This window comes from Myxococcus sp. CA005, from assembly GCF_006518205.1.
Lineage (GTDB): Bacteria > Myxococcota > Myxococcia > Myxococcales > Myxococcaceae > Myxococcus > Myxococcus xanthus.
On sequence record NZ_SRLV01000054.1, the window covers coordinates 30,572 to 45,287 of the forward strand.

Sequence of the window (14,716 nt, forward strand, 5' to 3'; positions counted from 1 at the left end):
GGCGGCCCGCTACGCCGCCAGCGCCTCGCGGCACTTGAGGCAGACGTCGCCGCCCTGCCCCACCGCTTCCGAGTACGTCCAGCAGCGCGGGCACTTCTCGCCGTGCGCTGGGAGCACCTCGGCCGTGACGCGGACGCCTTCGCCGAAGGCCTGCGCCACTTCCAACGTCTGCGCCGCGTCACCCTTCACGTCCGCCAGCTCCACCTGGCTGGTGATGAAGAGGCCCGGCAGCTCGGCCAGGTGCGCCTGGAGGAAGTCGCGCGCCGCGCCCTCTGCCGTCAGCACCACCCGCGCCTCCAGCGATGAGCCGATGCGTTTGTCCCGCCGCGCCGCCTCCAGCACGCCCTGCACCGCGCCGCGCACCGCGAAGAGCTTCGCGTAGCGCTCGGCCAACGCCGGGTCCAACTTCGCGGACACCACCGGAAAGCCGCCCAGGAAGACGCTCTCCGCCGGCTTGCCCGGCAGCGTCTGCCACGCCTCCTCCGCCGTGAAGCTCATCACCGGCGCCAGGAGGCGCAGCAGCACCGAGGCCACCTCGTACAGCACCGTCTGCGCGCCGCGCCGGGGCTGCCCGTCCGCGCGCCACGTGTAGAGCCGGTCCTTGAGGATGTCGAAGTACACCGCCGACAAGTCGCCGGCGACGAAGTCCACCACCGTCGCGTAGACGAGGTGGAACTCGTAGTCCTCGTACGCCTTGCGCACCCGCGCCACCACCTCCGCCAGCCGCCCCAACGCCCAGCGGTCCAACGGCAGCAGCTCCACCTCCGGCACCGCGTGCTTCGCCGGGTCGAAGTCGTAGAGGTTGCTCAGCGCGTAGCGGACGGTGTTGCGAATCTTCCGGTAGCCTTCCGACAGGCCCTTCAGAATCTGGTCCGACAGGCGCACGTCATTGCGGTAGTCGCTGGCCGCCACCCACAGGCGCAGCACCTCCGCGCCGTACTGCTGGATGACCTTGTCCGGCGCCACCACGTTGCCGCGGCTCTTGGACATCTTCTCGCCCTGGCCATCCACCACGAAGCCGTGCGTGAGGCAGGCCTTGTACGGCGACATGTCGCGCGTGCCCACCGCCACCAGCATGGACGAATGGAACCAGCCGCGATGCTGGTCACTGCCCTCCAGGAAGAGGTCCGCCGGAATCCGCTGCCGCTTCTCCAGCACCGCGGAGAACATGCACGCCGAGTCGAACCACACGTCGAGGATGTCCGTCTCGCGGCGGAACTCCCCCTTGCCGCAGCGCGGGCATTGGAAATCCGCGCCCAGGAACTCCTTCACCGGCGTGCGGTACCACACGCCCACGCCCTCTTTCTCCACCGCCGCCGCCACCCGCTCCATCAACTCCGGCGACACCACGGCTTCCTCGCAGCCCTCGCAGTAGGCGATGCAGATGGGCACGCCCCACGTCCGCTGGCGGCTGATGGTCCAGTCCGGCCGCGTCTCCAGCATGCCGCGGATTCGGCTGTGCCCCCACGAGGGCACCCACTGCACCTTGTCCACCTGCTCCAGCACCACCTGCCGGAACGTCTGCGTCCCATGGAAGGGCGCGTCCATGGGGATGAACCACTGGTACGTCGCGCTCAGGATGACCGGATTGCGGCAGCGCCAGCAGTGCGGATACGTGTGCGCCACCGTGTCCGTGGCGCCGTTGAGCAGCGCGCCCTTCTCCACCAGCAACTGGATGACGACGGGGTTCGCCTCGAACACACGCCGGCCTTCCAGCGCCGGCCCCACCGTGTCGTCGTAGCGGCCGTCCGGACGCACGGGATTGTAGATGTCCAACCCGTACTTCAGGCCGACCTCGTAGTCCTCCTGGCCGTGCCCCGGCGCGGTGTGCACCAGGCCCGTACCGGCATCCAGCGTCACGTGCTCGCCCAGGATGACGCGGCCCCGGCGCTCGTAGAACGGGTGCTGGTACGTCAGGTGCTCCAGCTCCTCGCCGCGCGCGTACGCGAGGATGCGCGACGGGTCCACCAACGCCGCCGCGGAGACTTCACCGCCGGGCAGCTCCACGTGCTTCACCGCCAGCTCGTCCGCCTTCACCTCCGCCAGCACCTTGGGCAAGAGCTCCCGTGCGACGCAGATGACGCGCGTGCCGAGCTGGTAGAAGACGTACTCGAACTCCGGATTGACGGAGACGGCCAGGTTGGACGGCAGCGTCCACGGCGTGGTCGTCCAGATGACGAAGGCCACGTCCTTGCCCTTCAGCGAAGGCACGCGCTCGGCCAGCTCCGCCCCGGCCTGGAAGGCCACGTACACGGAGGGCGAGGTGTGGTTCTCGTACTCCACCTCCGCTTCCGCCAGCGCTGTCTGGTCGTACAGACACCAGTACACGGGCTTCTTGCGGCGGTAGAGCATGCCCCGCTTCGCGAACGTGGCCAGCTCGCGAATCTCCTGGGCCTCGTAGGTGAAGTCGAGCGTCTTGTACGGCTGCTCCCACGAGCCGAACACGCCCAGGCGCTGGAACTCCGCCTTCTGGATGTCGACGAACTCCAGCGCATAGGCGCGGCACGCCTCCAAGAAGGCGTCGCGAGCCAGCGTGCGCTTATCGATTTTCTTGTCCTTCAGCCGCTTCTCGACGGCCTGCTCAATCGGAAGCCCATGCGTGTCCCAGCCGGGGATGAAGTCACACCGGCGGCCGGACATGTTCCGGTACTTCACCACGATGTCCTTGAGGACCTTGTTGAGCGCGTGGCCCGCGTGCAGGTGGCCGTTGGCGTAGGGCGGACCGTCGGGCAGGACGAAGGGCTCCGCGTCCGCGTTCTGCTCCAGAATCTTCCCCCAAATCCCCCGCTCCGCCCACCAGCCGAGCATGCGCGGCTCGAGCTGCGCCAGGTTTCCCTTCATGGGGAAATCCGTGCGCGGCAGGTTGACCGAGTCCTTGAAGTCCTTGTCCTTCGGGGGTGTGTCGCTCATGTCGACAGCGGCCGTAACACGCGGCCCCCAGGGCTTCAATGCGCTCAATCCCCACGCTATGCTGGACAGCTAGGCAAGGAGGAACCTGTCAGCCCCTCCGCCCAACACCACTGCGAGGACTGACGATGAAGAACTTTGGACTGATGCTCTTCCCACTGACGGTCCTGCTCCTGGCAGGCTCCGTCGAGGCCGCGTCGCCCATCCCGGGAGCAGAGGCGCCGGTCAGCATTGGCCAGACCAGCGACACCTCGTCCGTCAAGGACGAGGATGGCAATGACATCGAGCTGCCCAAGCACGATGCCAAGCAAACTCAATGCATCGCGAAGTGCCAGGAGCCTGTCGCGAAGTGCATCAGCGGATGTGAAGGGGGAGACCGTAAATGCCAGCTGCGCTGTGCGCAGACCATGGAGCGCTGCGCCCGAAAGTGCGGCGTCCAACTCTGACAGGGCGGGGCCCCAGGGGGGCCTCACTTCGGCTGCACGCCCAGCTTGCGATAGAGCCCGACCATCAGCATGTCGCCTTCGGGCTGAGTGCGGATGGTCAGTTGCTCCGTGCCTCGTTGAAACACACCGGGCTGTTCCCGGTCCTCGACAAAGCCCGCCCGGGTCAACTCGACCTGATAGAACTCCCGGACCTCCGCAGACGTGGCCTTCACGGCGTACATGGCCATCTGTGAGCCTTCCAGATTGGACCGCGTCACCTGCTCCGCGCCAGCCATCACCGGTGCCCAGTCCAGCTGAATGCTGCCGCCCGGGGTGTACTTGGACACATCGGAGGTCCCCAGGATCAACGTGACGGTGTTGTCCTGGTTCTTCTGGAAGATGACCGTGTAGGCCGTGAGCGTCTCGGTATCCAGCGCCGTGAGCATGGGCTCGGCAATCGGCGAGTTGAGCGCCTCCGGTGAAGAGGAGATGAAGAGCCCCGCGGCCCGGAAGCGGTCCACCATGTGCTGGATGAGCGGGTCCATCTGCCAGGACGTGCGCGCGAGCTGAAGGTGCATGGGCACACCATCCGTCACCTGGAGCCCGGGAGACTCCACCCAGGCTGTCACGGCGGGGATGTCCCAGCGGAAGGACGGGCGAGCCGGTGGCGTGCCTGCATCCTGCCCGGGCGCCGGTGCCGGCGCGGGCTTGGCGCCAGCGGCCGGTGCCTTCTTGGGAGGGGCCTTTCCCGCCTTCGCTTCCGCCGAGGGACGCCCCTTCGGGGCAGCGGGCTTCGACGTTTCAGCCAGCCCCACGGAGGGCGCTGTCGCGAGCGCCACGCACATCAGCCACACGCGCATCAGGGACACTCATTCCCCAGGAAGCACGAGTCCCGGCGGCCATATGAGACGGGGTACGGAATGGCCTGCCAGTTGAGCCCCGGTGGCAACAAGCCCGGGGACGTGGGCCAGCCCTTGAACCCCATGGTCGCCAGGCCGCCCATGGAGTCAGCGGGCAGTGGCTGACCGAAGAAGGCCTCCTCGCCCACGGCGCTCATCCAGAACATGTTCTCCGCGCCAAAGAAGAAGGGCAGCGGCAGCCCTCCGACAACCGTCTGCGCCAGACGGCTCGCCGAGAAGTCCGGTCCAAAGGCATTCACCATCAGGCTGACGCCATAGACGCTGGAAGCCATTCCCCAGTACGGCAGGTTCAAGGGGCAGGGGGCGGGAATATCGGGGATGATGGGGCACGAGCCGGACTCACCCGAGCCCGTCAGTCCCCAGTCATCCAGCATGCTGGTCAGACGGCCCGTGCAGTTGCCGCCCTGGGCGCGCCCCATGGCGCACACGCGAATGGGGAGCATCCGGTAGTGCTCCGCCTGGAAGAAGCCCCCCGACTCCCGCTGGGCGACACGCTGCGGAATCCGGAAGGCCGTGAGGTCCGCCTGCGCGGTACAGGAGATGCCGCCGCCGTCGCGGTAGGCAACCGACGTGAAGACGGGATGCGGGTCGAAGGTCGGACCGCCCTGGGTACACGACACCTGCATCCCGTCCGTCCGGGTCAACGCGAGCGTGATGACGCCCGCGCTGTTGGTGGTCGTGCGGCTGTCGAAGTCCCGGTAGCGCATGGCGGCGTCCTGCCCCGCGCGCTCCGCCGCCGCGGAAGAAGGCGATGAGTCATTGGGCCACTCATGCAGCTTGTGTCCCGGCGCCTCCAACAAGGCGGAGTGCGCCGCTTCGGTCACCTTCACCGAAAGGAAGGATACCTCGGCGAAGTGGATGACGAAGAGGAGGATGGTGATGAAGACGAGCGAGCCGATGGCCATCTCCACCATCGCCTGGCCTCGCTGGGTGCGACGCGAAGGAGACAGCTCCATGTCACGGCCCTCCCCTGTAGCCCTGTGCACGCAGGGCCTCGTATGCCTCCGCCGCCCAGCCCACGCCGGCGCCGTTCAGCTCGTCCACGAAATCCTCCGCGCCGCTGGAGTCCACGGTGGCGGGGACCAACGTGGCGCGCCAGTACGGATTGAGCAGATTGGGAGGCTCGCGCCAGTGCTCGCGACGATGGTAGTAGGCCAGCCCGGTGGACACCGCCGTCTGGCGGCTGATGTTCAACCCGCCGCCCGCCGGCCCCAGGACGAGTCCGCTGTTGTCGAACCCGCTGTCCGTCCCCCCGAACCGGAAGCGGAACAGCAGGTTCCAGGGGTCCGCCTGGGTGCCACGCACGGCATAGTCCCGCTGGATGACCGCGAAGTTCTTCGGCTGGCCCCAGTTGTCATCCTTGTCCATGACCTTGACGCCGTTGTAGTCGACGAACATGGGCCAGACGGACGGGCACCCCATCCGATTGCGGCCATAACAGGTCCCCATGTTGTGACGCGTCTGCGCCGGCTCCAGGTCACCCGTTCCCAGGCGCGGAGACCAGCGGTGCCGGTCCCTGGGGTCGCTCGAATCCGAGGCGATGAGCAGCGACTCCGCGACACCGATTCCAAAAGTCTGCGTGGGGCACGGGGACCGGCCACGGGCGAAGGTGACGAAGGCCAGACCATGGTCATCCGCGATGGAGTACGTGTCCGTCGTGCCCAGATACGTGCCATGAAGCGGCGTGCGAGCCCAGTAGGTGCTGCCATCCCCCTGAATCATCACCGTGTCCGGGGTAGTCAACCGCCGCTGGATACCCGCCGTGACGAGCCAGTCATCAGTGGGGAAGATGCCACGGTTGGCGACGAAGCTGTGCCCCCGGCTGCCCATGGCCGCGTAGACGTGATGCCCGTTGATGAGGTTGGGCCACGCCACGGCCCCCAGGTAGGGCGCCACCTCGCGGCGCGTGGTGGAGACCCCATCCACTCGGAGCTCCCCCGCCCAGCGGCTGCCCGCGCCGGCGCTGTCGATGATGTCGTTCGCGGCGGACTGGTTGTTCAATTCGAGCATCATGCGCCCGTACTGGACGACCTGCCCCACGACGAACATCTGCTGCGCGGCCTGGCTGAGCCGCAACGCTCGCTGCGCGGCGGGCCGCTCGAGCTGATCCCACTGAGGAGCAATCTCCGTCCGGTCGTAGCGAGAGAGCGCGTTCTGGCTGCGGGTGATGTCCCGGACGCCCTGGATGGCGCACCTGCAGAAGCTGCTGCACCCCGAATAGGGAATGCAGCACGGCAACAACGCGATGTAGGGAAGCATCGCGATGGTGTAGGCATTCCGCGTGGCGCCAATCTGCGCGCGGTAGTAGCTGCTCCAGTCGATGAGGCTGTTCACCGCGGCCTTGGAGACCAGGTGGCCAATCTGCGCCCGGCTCATCAAGGCCATCTCGTTGAAGACGCGCGCCGTCGTCGCCGCCTGGCTGTAGGCAGCGGCATCCGCCGCGGCCTGGACCTCCATCTTCTCCTTCACCTTGGAGCCAAACGACAACGTCAAGGTCACCAGCAGGGTGAGGAGCAACAGCGTCAAGGCGAACAGCACCAGCGTCTGTCCGCGGCTCAGTAGCTTGTGCGTCATAGTGCCTCGGGAGCAGGAGCGCAGTTCTGCGTCTGGAAGAAGCGCCGTTGCACCGGCGTCAACATCCGAAGAGAAGCGGAGGCGTGGATGGGGATGACGTACTGCTCGGAGTTCATCCGCCGCAGCGCCTCTTCACGAATCAGCCCTTCCAGCCCCATGGACGGAGGCCCCTGGGTCCATCTGGCGCGTTGGGTCTGCATCAACGGGTTCTGGTTCGTGTAATCCCGCCACCCCCAGCGCGCCATCGTCAACCGGGCGATGACCCAGTTGGCGAAGGGAATCTTGAGCGGAAACCAGTAAACCAGCCGCGTCTCGAGCCGCACGATGCCCGCCGGATTGTCGAACTGGTCGAAGAGCGCGTCCTCGTTCGGCACCGCCGTGGCCAGTGGGCTGTCGCGGATGATCCACACGATGGCCCCGGTGTGATTCCCGTCGGGCATCGACACCCGGTTGGCCCGCCCTGTCGCCCCGTTGTACTGGTTGTCGCGGCGGGCCGCGAAGGCATTGGCCAGCTTCTGCCCCGGTGAGCCGCCCGCGCCGCCCAGGAACGAATAATAACTGGGCATCAGCGCGAGGATGGCCGCGTGAGTCATGGCCTGACAGTCGCCATGGTTGACGCTGCCCACCCGCGTCGCGCGAAAGGCGGCGTACTCCGCCAACAGCCGCCCCTGCAGCATCAGGAAGAGCTGCAGCGTCCCCAAGATGAGGAACACCATCAAGGGGAGCGTCAGGGCAGACTCCACCATCGCCTGTCCGGATTCGCGTCTTCCGCTCGGGCGCATTGAATTCATGGCGGGCGCATGTTCCGGGAATTCAGTCCAGATCGGACATACGTCAACTTGACGGGGCGTTCCTTGCATCGCGAACAGGAGAACACGGCTCTGCGACAAACGCGCTTTTCTGGCGTGAAACAACCGAGTTACAGCATCCACCGCTGACTCATGGGGCTAACGTGACTTCATCCCCTTTGTGTCCAACTGGTACTTTTTCACCAGCCGTTCAATCGACTTCCGGTGGAGCCCACTCTCACGCGCGGCGCGAGACAGGTTTCCTTCGCAGCGCGTCAAAACGCTGGTGATGTATTCACGCTCGAAGTTCTCCAGCAGTTGCTCCTTGGCGTTTTTGAAGGAGAGGTGCTCGTTGAAGGGCAGCGGCCCTTCGCGGACCTGTCCCCGCACGCGAGGCGGCAGGTGCGCGGGCTGAATCTCCTCGCCCTCACTGAAGGTGAGGACGTGAGACAACACGTTCATCAGCTCACGCACGTTGCCCGGCCATGAATACGACATCAGCAGGCCCAGGGACTCCGCGGAGAAACGCTTCTTGCCGTGCTTGCCCACCACTTCCGGGTCCGCGAGCGCGCGCTTGAGGATGAGGGGGATGTCGTCGCGGCGCTGTCGCAGCGGCGGCAGCTGGATGGTGATGACGGACAAGCGGAAGTAGAGGTCCTCGCGAAAGCCGCCGACCTGAATCTCCTTCATCAGGTCGCGGTTGGTGGCGGCGATGACGCGGCAGTCCACCTCGATGACGTCGTTGCCACCCACGCGCCGCACTTCATGGTTCTCCAGCACGCGCAGCAGCTTGGGCTGAAGGTCCAGCCGCAGCTCGCCCAGTTCGTCCAGGAAGATGGTGCCCCCGTGCGCGCGCTCGAAGGCGCCTGGCCGGCTGCTCACCGCGCCGGTGAAGGCGCCCTTCTCATGGCCGAACAACTCGCTTTCGATGAGGTTGGGCGGAATGGCGCCGCAGTCCAGCACCTCCATGGGCCCCTTCGTGCGGCCGGACAGCTCATGGATGGCGCGTGCCACCAGCTCCTTCCCGGTGCCCGTCTCACCTTGGATGATGACGGACACTCCCATGGGGGCGATCTTCTTGATGAGGCCGAATATCTGCCGCATCTTCATGCTCTGCCCCACCATGCCGCACAGCTCGCCCTCGCGGTCGGGCTCGATGGTGACTTCCTCATCCAGTGGCGCGAAGGTCAGCACCGACGAGCCCGCGCGAATCTGCGAGCCGGGTGACAGGTAGGCCCGCTCGATGCGCCGGCCATCCAGGAAGGTGCCGTTGGTGGAGCCCAGGTCCACCAGCAGATAGCCGCGCTCGGTGAACTGGATTTCGAAGTGGTGACGGCTGGCGGTGCGGTCCTCCACCAGCACCAGGTCATTGCCTGGATGCGCGCCGCAACGCAGCCGCTCCTTGTCGCTCACCACCGAGCGGCCGGTGTCCGGTCCGGAGGTGACGGCCAGGCGGCACTTGTGGAGCTTCACCGTGGTGCGCGGGTCCACCACGAGCGTTTCGCCCAACAACGGAGAGTGGTTCAGGTCTTGTCCGACGTCGCCGGGACTGGTGTGGATGTCGTCAGGGTGCAGAGGGGGAGCACTCATCTGCGCACGAGGATAGCAAAGGCCCCCCACGAGGCCCGCCCCTCGCGGGCGTCCGTGCTAGGCTCTCGTGCCCCGCCCATGTCTCCGCGCAAAGTGAAGCCGAAGAAGGTCCCGGTCCTGCCCGGGTCCCAGGCACCCGACCGTCCCGAACGGGCCCCACGGCGAGGGCACGCGAAGAAGACGGTTGTCATCCTGTCCCGCAAGCGCGCGCTGTACTCCACACGGAGGCTGGTGGCCGCCATCCGCGCGCGGGGCCACCGCCCGTTGGTGCTGGACACGCTGCGTTGCTGCCTGCTGCTCGCGCAAGACGCACCGCGCATGACGTATCGCGGCGTGGAGGTGCGTGGCGTGGACGTGGTGGTGCCGCGCATCGGCGCGTCCATCACCGCCTATGGCCTGGCGGTGGTGAACCACTTCGAGATGATGGGCGTGCCCGTCCTCAACCCGCCCACGTCCATCGCGCGCAGCCGCGACAAGCTGCGCGCGCTGCAGTACCTGTCGCGCTCCGGGCTGGACATCCCCCGCACCGTCATGGCGCACGACCGCAGCAACGTGCGCCGGCTGGTGGAGGAGGTCAACGGGCTGCCCGTCATCATCAAACTCATCAAGGGCACCCAGGGCGTGGGCGTGATGATTGCCCACACGCTGCCGGAGGTGCAGACCATCCTCGACACCTTCTGGGACCTGGGACAGGAAATCGTGCTCCAGGAGTTCGTCGCGGAGAGCGAGGGACGGGACGTGCGGGCCCTCGTCGTGGGTGACCGCGTGGTGGGCGCCATGCGGCGCAAGGCCAAGTCCGGCGAGTTCCGCTCCAACATCCACCGCGGCGGCGAAGGGCAGGCAATCGAGCTGACCGCGCCCTACACGGAAGCAGCCGTGCGGGCCGCGCGTGTCGTCGGGTTGGAGGTCGCGGGCGTGGACATGCTGGAGGGCCACGCCGGCCCCCGGCTGATGGAAATCAACTCCAGCCCGGGCTTCGAGGGCCTGGAGCGCGCCACGGGCATGGACATCGCGGGGGCCATCATCGACCACGCGCTGAAGTACGCCGAGGCGAAGCGCGCCGGGTGAGCGTGAACCCGGGTCACGTGAGGTTGCTCGCCTGCTTTCGAGCAGACACACAGCCGGGGCAAGGCACCTTGCATGCTCCTCAGGAACACAGGAATGCCTCCGTGGCCCGTGTGTCCTGAGGAGTTGGCAGCGACGCGGGTGGCCCTCTAATCTGGCGGCCCTCAAATGAAAACGCTGCACAAGCCGCTGCAGATCACCCTCTACCAGGACGTGCTGTGTTCCTGGTGCTACCTCGCCGACCTGCGCCTCGATGTCTTGCGCCAGGAGCTGGGCGAAGCCGTTCGCTGGAGCGTCAGGCCGTATCCGCTGCGCGTCCATGACGTGCTGCCCACGACGCGCGAACAACGCGCGTTGGTGGAAGAGGTCGAGCGCGCACAGCGCGAACCGGATGCCGCCGCGCGCATGTTGTCCACCGACCTGTGGCTCGGGGGCGATCCACCGCGCACCAGCGTGCCGGCGTTGGCGGCACTGGAAGCGGCGCGGCTGCAGGGCCCGCAGGCGCGCGCGTTCCTCGCCCGCGCCATGCAGCGCGCGGCGCTGGAGCAGGGCGTCAACGTATCCCGCCCGGACGTGGTGTTCGAGCTGGCCTCGCGCGTGGGCCTGGCGATGAACGAATTCTCCGCGGCCTTCCGCTCGGAGGAGACGCGCCGCCTCATCCTCGACGAGCACCGGGATGCCACCCACCGTGGCGTGCGGGGCGTGCCCACGCTCGTCATCGGCGGCCGGTGGATGCTGTGCGGCCTGCGTGAGCTGGCCGAGTACCGCGAGCACATCCTCGCGTGCCTGGGCAAGGTGTCCGTGCCCCGCTCGGGTTCACCCGAGCGCGTGGTGCACTGAGGCGCCCCACCCTTCCGGAGGCCCTGCGCGCGACGGGCGCGCAAGGCCCCGGTGGAGGGAAGGCTCAGGCCTCTTCGGCGCCGCTGCTGAGCGCCATGACGAGCCCGGCCATCAGCAACTGCAAGAAACCCAGGGCGGGAATCACGGGCACGCAGCAGAGGAACACGCTCACCATGGCGAGCAAGCCCCCCAGCAGCACCGTTCCAATCATGGGCAGGCGCTGACCGCGCGAGTAGTCGAAGCAGCGGCGCAGCGTCTCCACGGCGCCGGGCGATTCGGTCCGGGCCAGCTCCGGCTGCATCAGGATGAGCGGCGTGAGGAGCCACCCGCCCGGGAAGACGTAGAGCGCGAAGGCCACGACCCCCATCACCGCGAAGCCCGGCAACATGGGCGTCACGGCCGAGTCCAGCTCCGAGGGAGGCAGGTCCTTCAGCGCCACCAGCTCCGACCAGGACACGGTGCCAGTCGCCAACCCCGCGCCCACCGCGCCCACGACGATGAGCAACAGGAGCGGGAGCATCAACAGGAAGGACAGGAACAGCGTCCCCAGGTACGTGGGAATCTTGCCGAACTGGCTGAACATCCGCCCCAGGTCCGCGCGCCGGCCGCTGAGCACGTCCATGCTCATCCGGAGGAAACCCAGCGTTATCCCGCCCTGGATGGCGTAGGAACCAATGATCCCGATGAAGAAGCCCAGGACGGTGATGACGGTGCTCCCCGTCGCGCCACCGACCATCGAGGAGACTTGCGAGACGACCTGCCCGGCGAAGGAGCCCGCCAGGAAGATGAGCACGCCGACACAGAGCATCACCCACTCGCGCTTGAACGCATCCCAGGACAGGTCCATCAGCCCGGAGACGCTCCAGTTCTCGCGCGTCAACGGAAAGGCCTGCCCCACGCCCTCGCGCTGACGGCAGGCCGGGCACCAGGCTTGCGAGCCCCCCTCGCCGCAGGTGCGGCACATGAAGTTGCCGCAGCGGGAGCAGGTGCCCACCGCATCGAATCCCGGGTGGAGCGGACAGCTCGCGCCCGAAGTGAACTCCGTCTCCGCCATGGTGCGTCTCCCCTCGCGCCGCTGCTCACCTTTCTGGGACAGGCGGCACGCACATTTCCCCCTACACCACCCAGGCGGTGTCCACCAGAGGACGAAGGGCGTTATCCTGGGGCTGGCGGGTGGACGAAAGCGGGACTGCACCCGGGCGTGAATTTTCTCCACGCTCGGCCGTCTTCCTCGCGTGGCCGCAAGGTGGACGGCCCGGCCGTCCACTCCGCCCAGGAGAGTCACCACATGCGCCGCCTGCTCGCCCTCGCCGTTCCGCTTGCCCTGATGATGGGCACTGGCTGTGTCGCCCACGTCCACGGGCCGGCGCGGCACCACGCCCCGGTTCAGGTCATCGAGTACAGCTATTCGAGCGACCACCCCATCCCCGATGACTTCGGCGGCGGCTGGTGCCCGTACTCGCACGTGCATGTCCACGACTACGAGCCGACCACGACGTACTACGTCTACTCGGACGACGCGTACTACTACAGTGGCCCGTCGGTGGTCTGGTACTGGAACGACCACCCGCACGCGCACGGCGGCCTCTGCAACATGCACGGGCGCCACTCCCACGACTACTACCCGAGCACGGGAAGCATCTACCGCTACGAGCGCAACCGCGGCTACGTGTGGAGCCGCACGCACAGCGCTTCCGCGGGCTACGGCTACGTGCGCCCGGCGACGCGCCCCTCCAACCGTCCCGTGGTGCCCGGCAACACGTACAGCGGAACCCGGCCTCCTCCGGGAGGTACGCGCTGGACCACGCCGCGCGGTTCCAGCTCGGGCGGCAACCACCGGCCGTCGCGCGGCCAGGGCAACAACTCTGGCAGCGGCTGGAGCAGCCCTCCCGCGGGACGCACCTCGAACAACGCCGCGCCCAGCAACAACTCCGGCAGCGGATGGAGCAGCCCTCCCGCGGGACGCACCTCGAACAACGCCGCGCCGAAGGACGACGACTCGCGCGACAACAACAGCGGCAACCGCTGGGGCAGCGGCAACTCCGGGAGCAGCGGCAACTCCAACAGCGGCAACTCCAACAGCGGCAGCGGCTGGAACACGCGGGGAGGCAGCAGCGGCGGCTCCAGCAGCTCGGGCTCCAGCAACTCCAGCTCCAGCAACTCCAGCTCCAGCGGCAGCGGTTGGGGACGCGGTGGCAGCAGCTCCGGCAGCAGCAACCGGAGCTCCAGCAGCAGCTCGGGCTCCAGCTCCAGCAGCGGGGGCTGGGGACGCGGGGGTAGCAGCAGCGGGAAGTCGTCCTCGGGCTCCAGCGCGCCTCCGTCCGGCCGCTCGGGTTCGTCGTCCTCCTCCGGCGGCAACGGCCGCTGGCGCTGAGTCAGGCCACACCGCGGGGCGGGTGACGGTTCGACAACACCTGGCTTCCACATGAACGGCGCCGCGTCCCACTCCGGGGCGCGGCGCTGATGTTTTTCGGACAGCGCGGCGCCCTCCAGCCCCATGGCCAGCACCACCGCGGCGTCGACCAGGGGACGGACGGAGCATGGGGTGGATTGCCGCCACGTGAGGCCGTGGAGAGCTTTCCCGCGATGATGCGTCCTCTCCTGATGGTTCCATGTGCCGTGCTGGGACTCTCACTGGGCTGCGGCCCTGGCGATTACACACCCGACCCTGGCGTGCAGACCGACGACGCCGAGGCCGTGGACCTGGACAACCTCCACATTGGTGTCAGCGGCACGGTGGACCTGCTCCCCGAGGCCCGGCGGTTGATCGAGGCCCGGGGCCTGCCCCTGCCCTCGCTGGAGGGAGCGCCCCTCACCGCCGCGGAGCCCCTGCGGCTGGCGGTGAATGACGCCAACGCCACCTTCGGCACCGCGCCGGCCGCCGCGGATGGCGCCTTCACCGTGCGCGACGTGGCGGTGCGGGAGATGCACCTGAGCCTCGCGGTGGGCGCGGAGGCCGCGGGCCTGGTGCCCGCCCATACCGTCGTCTACGACGCCGCCTTCACCGGTGCCCGGCCGCGCACGGACATCATTGGTGCGCGCGTGTGGGCGCTGCCGGACGCCTTCCATGACGCGCTCAGCGTCGCCGTGGGGGAGAGCGCCATCCGGGGCCACACCGACAACCGGGCGGCCACCCTGCGCGACGCCGGCTTCGTGCTGGGGCGCGTGGTGGATGCCAGCGGCCATCCCGTCGCTGGCGCGAAGGTCGCCCCCGACGGCGAGGCGCTGGCCGGTCGCATCTACTACCCCACCGCCGACCTCCAGGGAGTGAACCAGGAGGGCACCGGCCCGGACGGATTGTTCGTCTACGTCCACTCGGGCGCGGACGCGGAGGCCTTCCTCCTGTCCGTCACGGGCACGGACGACTACACGCCACGCAACGTGGGCGTGGCGCCGGGCTGGGGGCTGGTGCTCACCGTCCATCCCGGCCTCCACCCGCCTCCCTAGACAGCGCGGCGCCCGGCCTTCCGCTCGCGGCTCGGCTGCTCGGGGTCTGCTGCCCCGCGCGCTGGCCGCCCCCATGTTCCGACGGAGGCGCGCACGGCCCGAGCCAATGACTGGCGGCGCCCCCACCGTCCGCACCCATCGCTGCGCCGCACTCGCGTCC

At 68.0% G+C, this 14,716-nt stretch carries 12 protein-coding genes; 4 read left to right on the plus strand and 8 right to left on the minus strand.

Going from position 1 to position 14,716, the window contains the following annotated elements; genetic code table 11:
- Positions 1–9: 9 nt before the first annotated feature.
- Positions 10–2,910 carry an isoleucine--tRNA ligase gene (ileS, locus tag FMQ63_RS23060; protein ID WP_011550496.1) on the minus strand — a complete coding sequence of 967 codons (2,901 nt, stop codon included), beginning with the start codon at positions 2,908–2,910 and terminating at the stop codon, positions 10–12.
- A gap of 125 nt (positions 2,911–3,035) precedes the next feature.
- On the opposite strand from ileS, the gene FMQ63_RS23065 reads away from it, so the two are divergent.
- Positions 3,036–3,353: a hypothetical protein gene (locus tag FMQ63_RS23065; RefSeq protein WP_020478442.1), complete on the plus strand. Its 318-nt coding sequence runs from the start codon at positions 3,036–3,038 to the stop codon at positions 3,351–3,353.
- 23 nt (positions 3,354–3,376) lie between these two features.
- On the opposite strand, the gene FMQ63_RS23070 is transcribed toward FMQ63_RS23065, so the two are convergent.
- The 5 genes from FMQ63_RS23070 to FMQ63_RS23090 form a co-directional block, all read right to left on the minus strand.
- The gene (locus tag FMQ63_RS23070; protein WP_020478443.1) at positions 3,377–4,192 is read right to left on the minus strand and encodes a hypothetical protein; all 816 of its coding nucleotides are present in this window, start codon (positions 4,190–4,192) and stop codon (positions 3,377–3,379) included.
- Positions 4,192–5,208 (minus strand): TadE/TadG family type IV pilus assembly protein, encoded by a 1,017-nt coding sequence (locus FMQ63_RS23075; protein WP_020478444.1) that lies wholly within the window; start codon positions 5,206–5,208, stop codon positions 4,192–4,194. The genes FMQ63_RS23070 and FMQ63_RS23075 overlap by 1 nt, the downstream gene beginning before the upstream one ends.
- A 1-nt stretch (position 5,209) precedes the next feature.
- Positions 5,210–6,826, minus strand: coding sequence for a pilus assembly protein TadG-related protein (locus tag FMQ63_RS23080; protein WP_011550493.1), 1,617 nt, complete (start codon positions 6,824–6,826; stop codon positions 5,210–5,212).
- The gene (locus tag FMQ63_RS23085) at positions 6,823–7,608 is read right to left on the minus strand and encodes a TadE/TadG family type IV pilus assembly protein (protein ID WP_020478445.1); all 786 of its coding nucleotides are present in this window, start codon (positions 7,606–7,608) and stop codon (positions 6,823–6,825) included. Before FMQ63_RS23085 ends, FMQ63_RS23080 begins: the two co-directional genes overlap by 4 nt.
- A gap of 165 nt (positions 7,609–7,773) precedes the next feature.
- Positions 7,774–9,204, minus strand: a complete 1,431-nt coding sequence (locus tag FMQ63_RS23090; RefSeq protein WP_171452225.1) for a sigma 54-interacting transcriptional regulator — start codon at positions 9,202–9,204, stop codon at positions 7,774–7,776.
- Between the two features lie 78 nt (positions 9,205–9,282).
- Here FMQ63_RS23090 and FMQ63_RS23095 point away from each other — a divergent pair, with 78 nt between their 5' ends.
- Together FMQ63_RS23095 and FMQ63_RS23100 are read left to right on the plus strand one after the other, a co-directional pair.
- Positions 9,283–10,272 (plus strand): RimK family alpha-L-glutamate ligase, encoded by a 990-nt coding sequence (locus FMQ63_RS23095; protein WP_011550490.1) that lies wholly within the window; start codon positions 9,283–9,285, stop codon positions 10,270–10,272.
- Between the two features lie 165 nt (positions 10,273–10,437).
- Complete coding sequence (locus FMQ63_RS23100; protein WP_011550489.1) at positions 10,438–11,109, plus strand: DsbA family protein; 672 nt, start codon at positions 10,438–10,440, stop codon at positions 11,107–11,109.
- Between the two features lie 64 nt (positions 11,110–11,173).
- Here FMQ63_RS23100 and FMQ63_RS23105 read toward each other — a convergent pair whose 3' ends face one another.
- Positions 11,174–12,163 carry a hypothetical protein gene (locus FMQ63_RS23105; protein ID WP_020479069.1) on the minus strand — a complete coding sequence of 330 codons (990 nt, stop codon included), beginning with the start codon at positions 12,161–12,163 and terminating at the stop codon, positions 11,174–11,176.
- A 653-nt stretch (positions 12,164–12,816) separates the two neighbouring features.
- Positions 12,817–13,620: a hypothetical protein gene (locus tag FMQ63_RS23110; protein ID WP_228556474.1), complete on the minus strand. Its 804-nt coding sequence runs from the start codon at positions 13,618–13,620 to the stop codon at positions 12,817–12,819.
- Here FMQ63_RS23110 and FMQ63_RS23115 point away from each other — a divergent pair.
- Positions 13,573–14,556: a hypothetical protein gene (locus FMQ63_RS23115; protein WP_011550486.1), complete on the plus strand. Its 984-nt coding sequence runs from the start codon at positions 13,573–13,575 to the stop codon at positions 14,554–14,556. The genes FMQ63_RS23110 and FMQ63_RS23115 overlap by 48 nt on opposite strands.
- The last annotated feature ends 160 nt before the right edge of the window (positions 14,557–14,716 follow it).

Bases quoted from the DNA above. Each gene is read 5' to 3' on its own strand.
- FMQ63_RS23065 (WP_020478442.1), top strand. From the start codon at position 3,036: ATGAAGAACTTTGGACTGATGCTCTTCCCACTGACGGTCCTGCTCCTG.
- FMQ63_RS23100 (WP_011550489.1), top strand. From the start codon at position 10,438: ATGAAAACGCTGCACAAGCCGCTGCAGATCACCCTCTACCAGGACGTG.
- FMQ63_RS23080 (WP_011550493.1), bottom strand. From the start codon at position 6,826: ATGACGCACAAGCTACTGAGCCGCGGACAGACGCTGGTGCTGTTCGCC.
- FMQ63_RS23115 (WP_011550486.1), top strand. From the start codon at position 13,573: ATGTTTTTCGGACAGCGCGGCGCCCTCCAGCCCCATGGCCAGCACCAC.
- FMQ63_RS23085 (WP_020478445.1), bottom strand. From the start codon at position 7,608: ATGCGCCCGAGCGGAAGACGCGAATCCGGACAGGCGATGGTGGAGTCT.
- FMQ63_RS23070 (WP_020478443.1), bottom strand. From the start codon at position 4,192: ATGCGCGTGTGGCTGATGTGCGTGGCGCTCGCGACAGCGCCCTCCGTG.
- ileS (WP_011550496.1), bottom strand. From the start codon at position 2,910: ATGAGCGACACACCCCCGAAGGACAAGGACTTCAAGGACTCGGTCAAC.
- FMQ63_RS23095 (WP_011550490.1), top strand. From the start codon at position 9,283: ATGTCTCCGCGCAAAGTGAAGCCGAAGAAGGTCCCGGTCCTGCCCGGG.
- FMQ63_RS23075 (WP_020478444.1), bottom strand. From the start codon at position 5,208: ATGGAGCTGTCTCCTTCGCGTCGCACCCAGCGAGGCCAGGCGATGGTG.
- FMQ63_RS23105 (WP_020479069.1), bottom strand. From the start codon at position 12,163: ATGGCGGAGACGGAGTTCACTTCGGGCGCGAGCTGTCCGCTCCACCCG.
- FMQ63_RS23090 (WP_171452225.1), bottom strand. From the start codon at position 9,204: ATGAGTGCTCCCCCTCTGCACCCTGACGACATCCACACCAGTCCCGGC.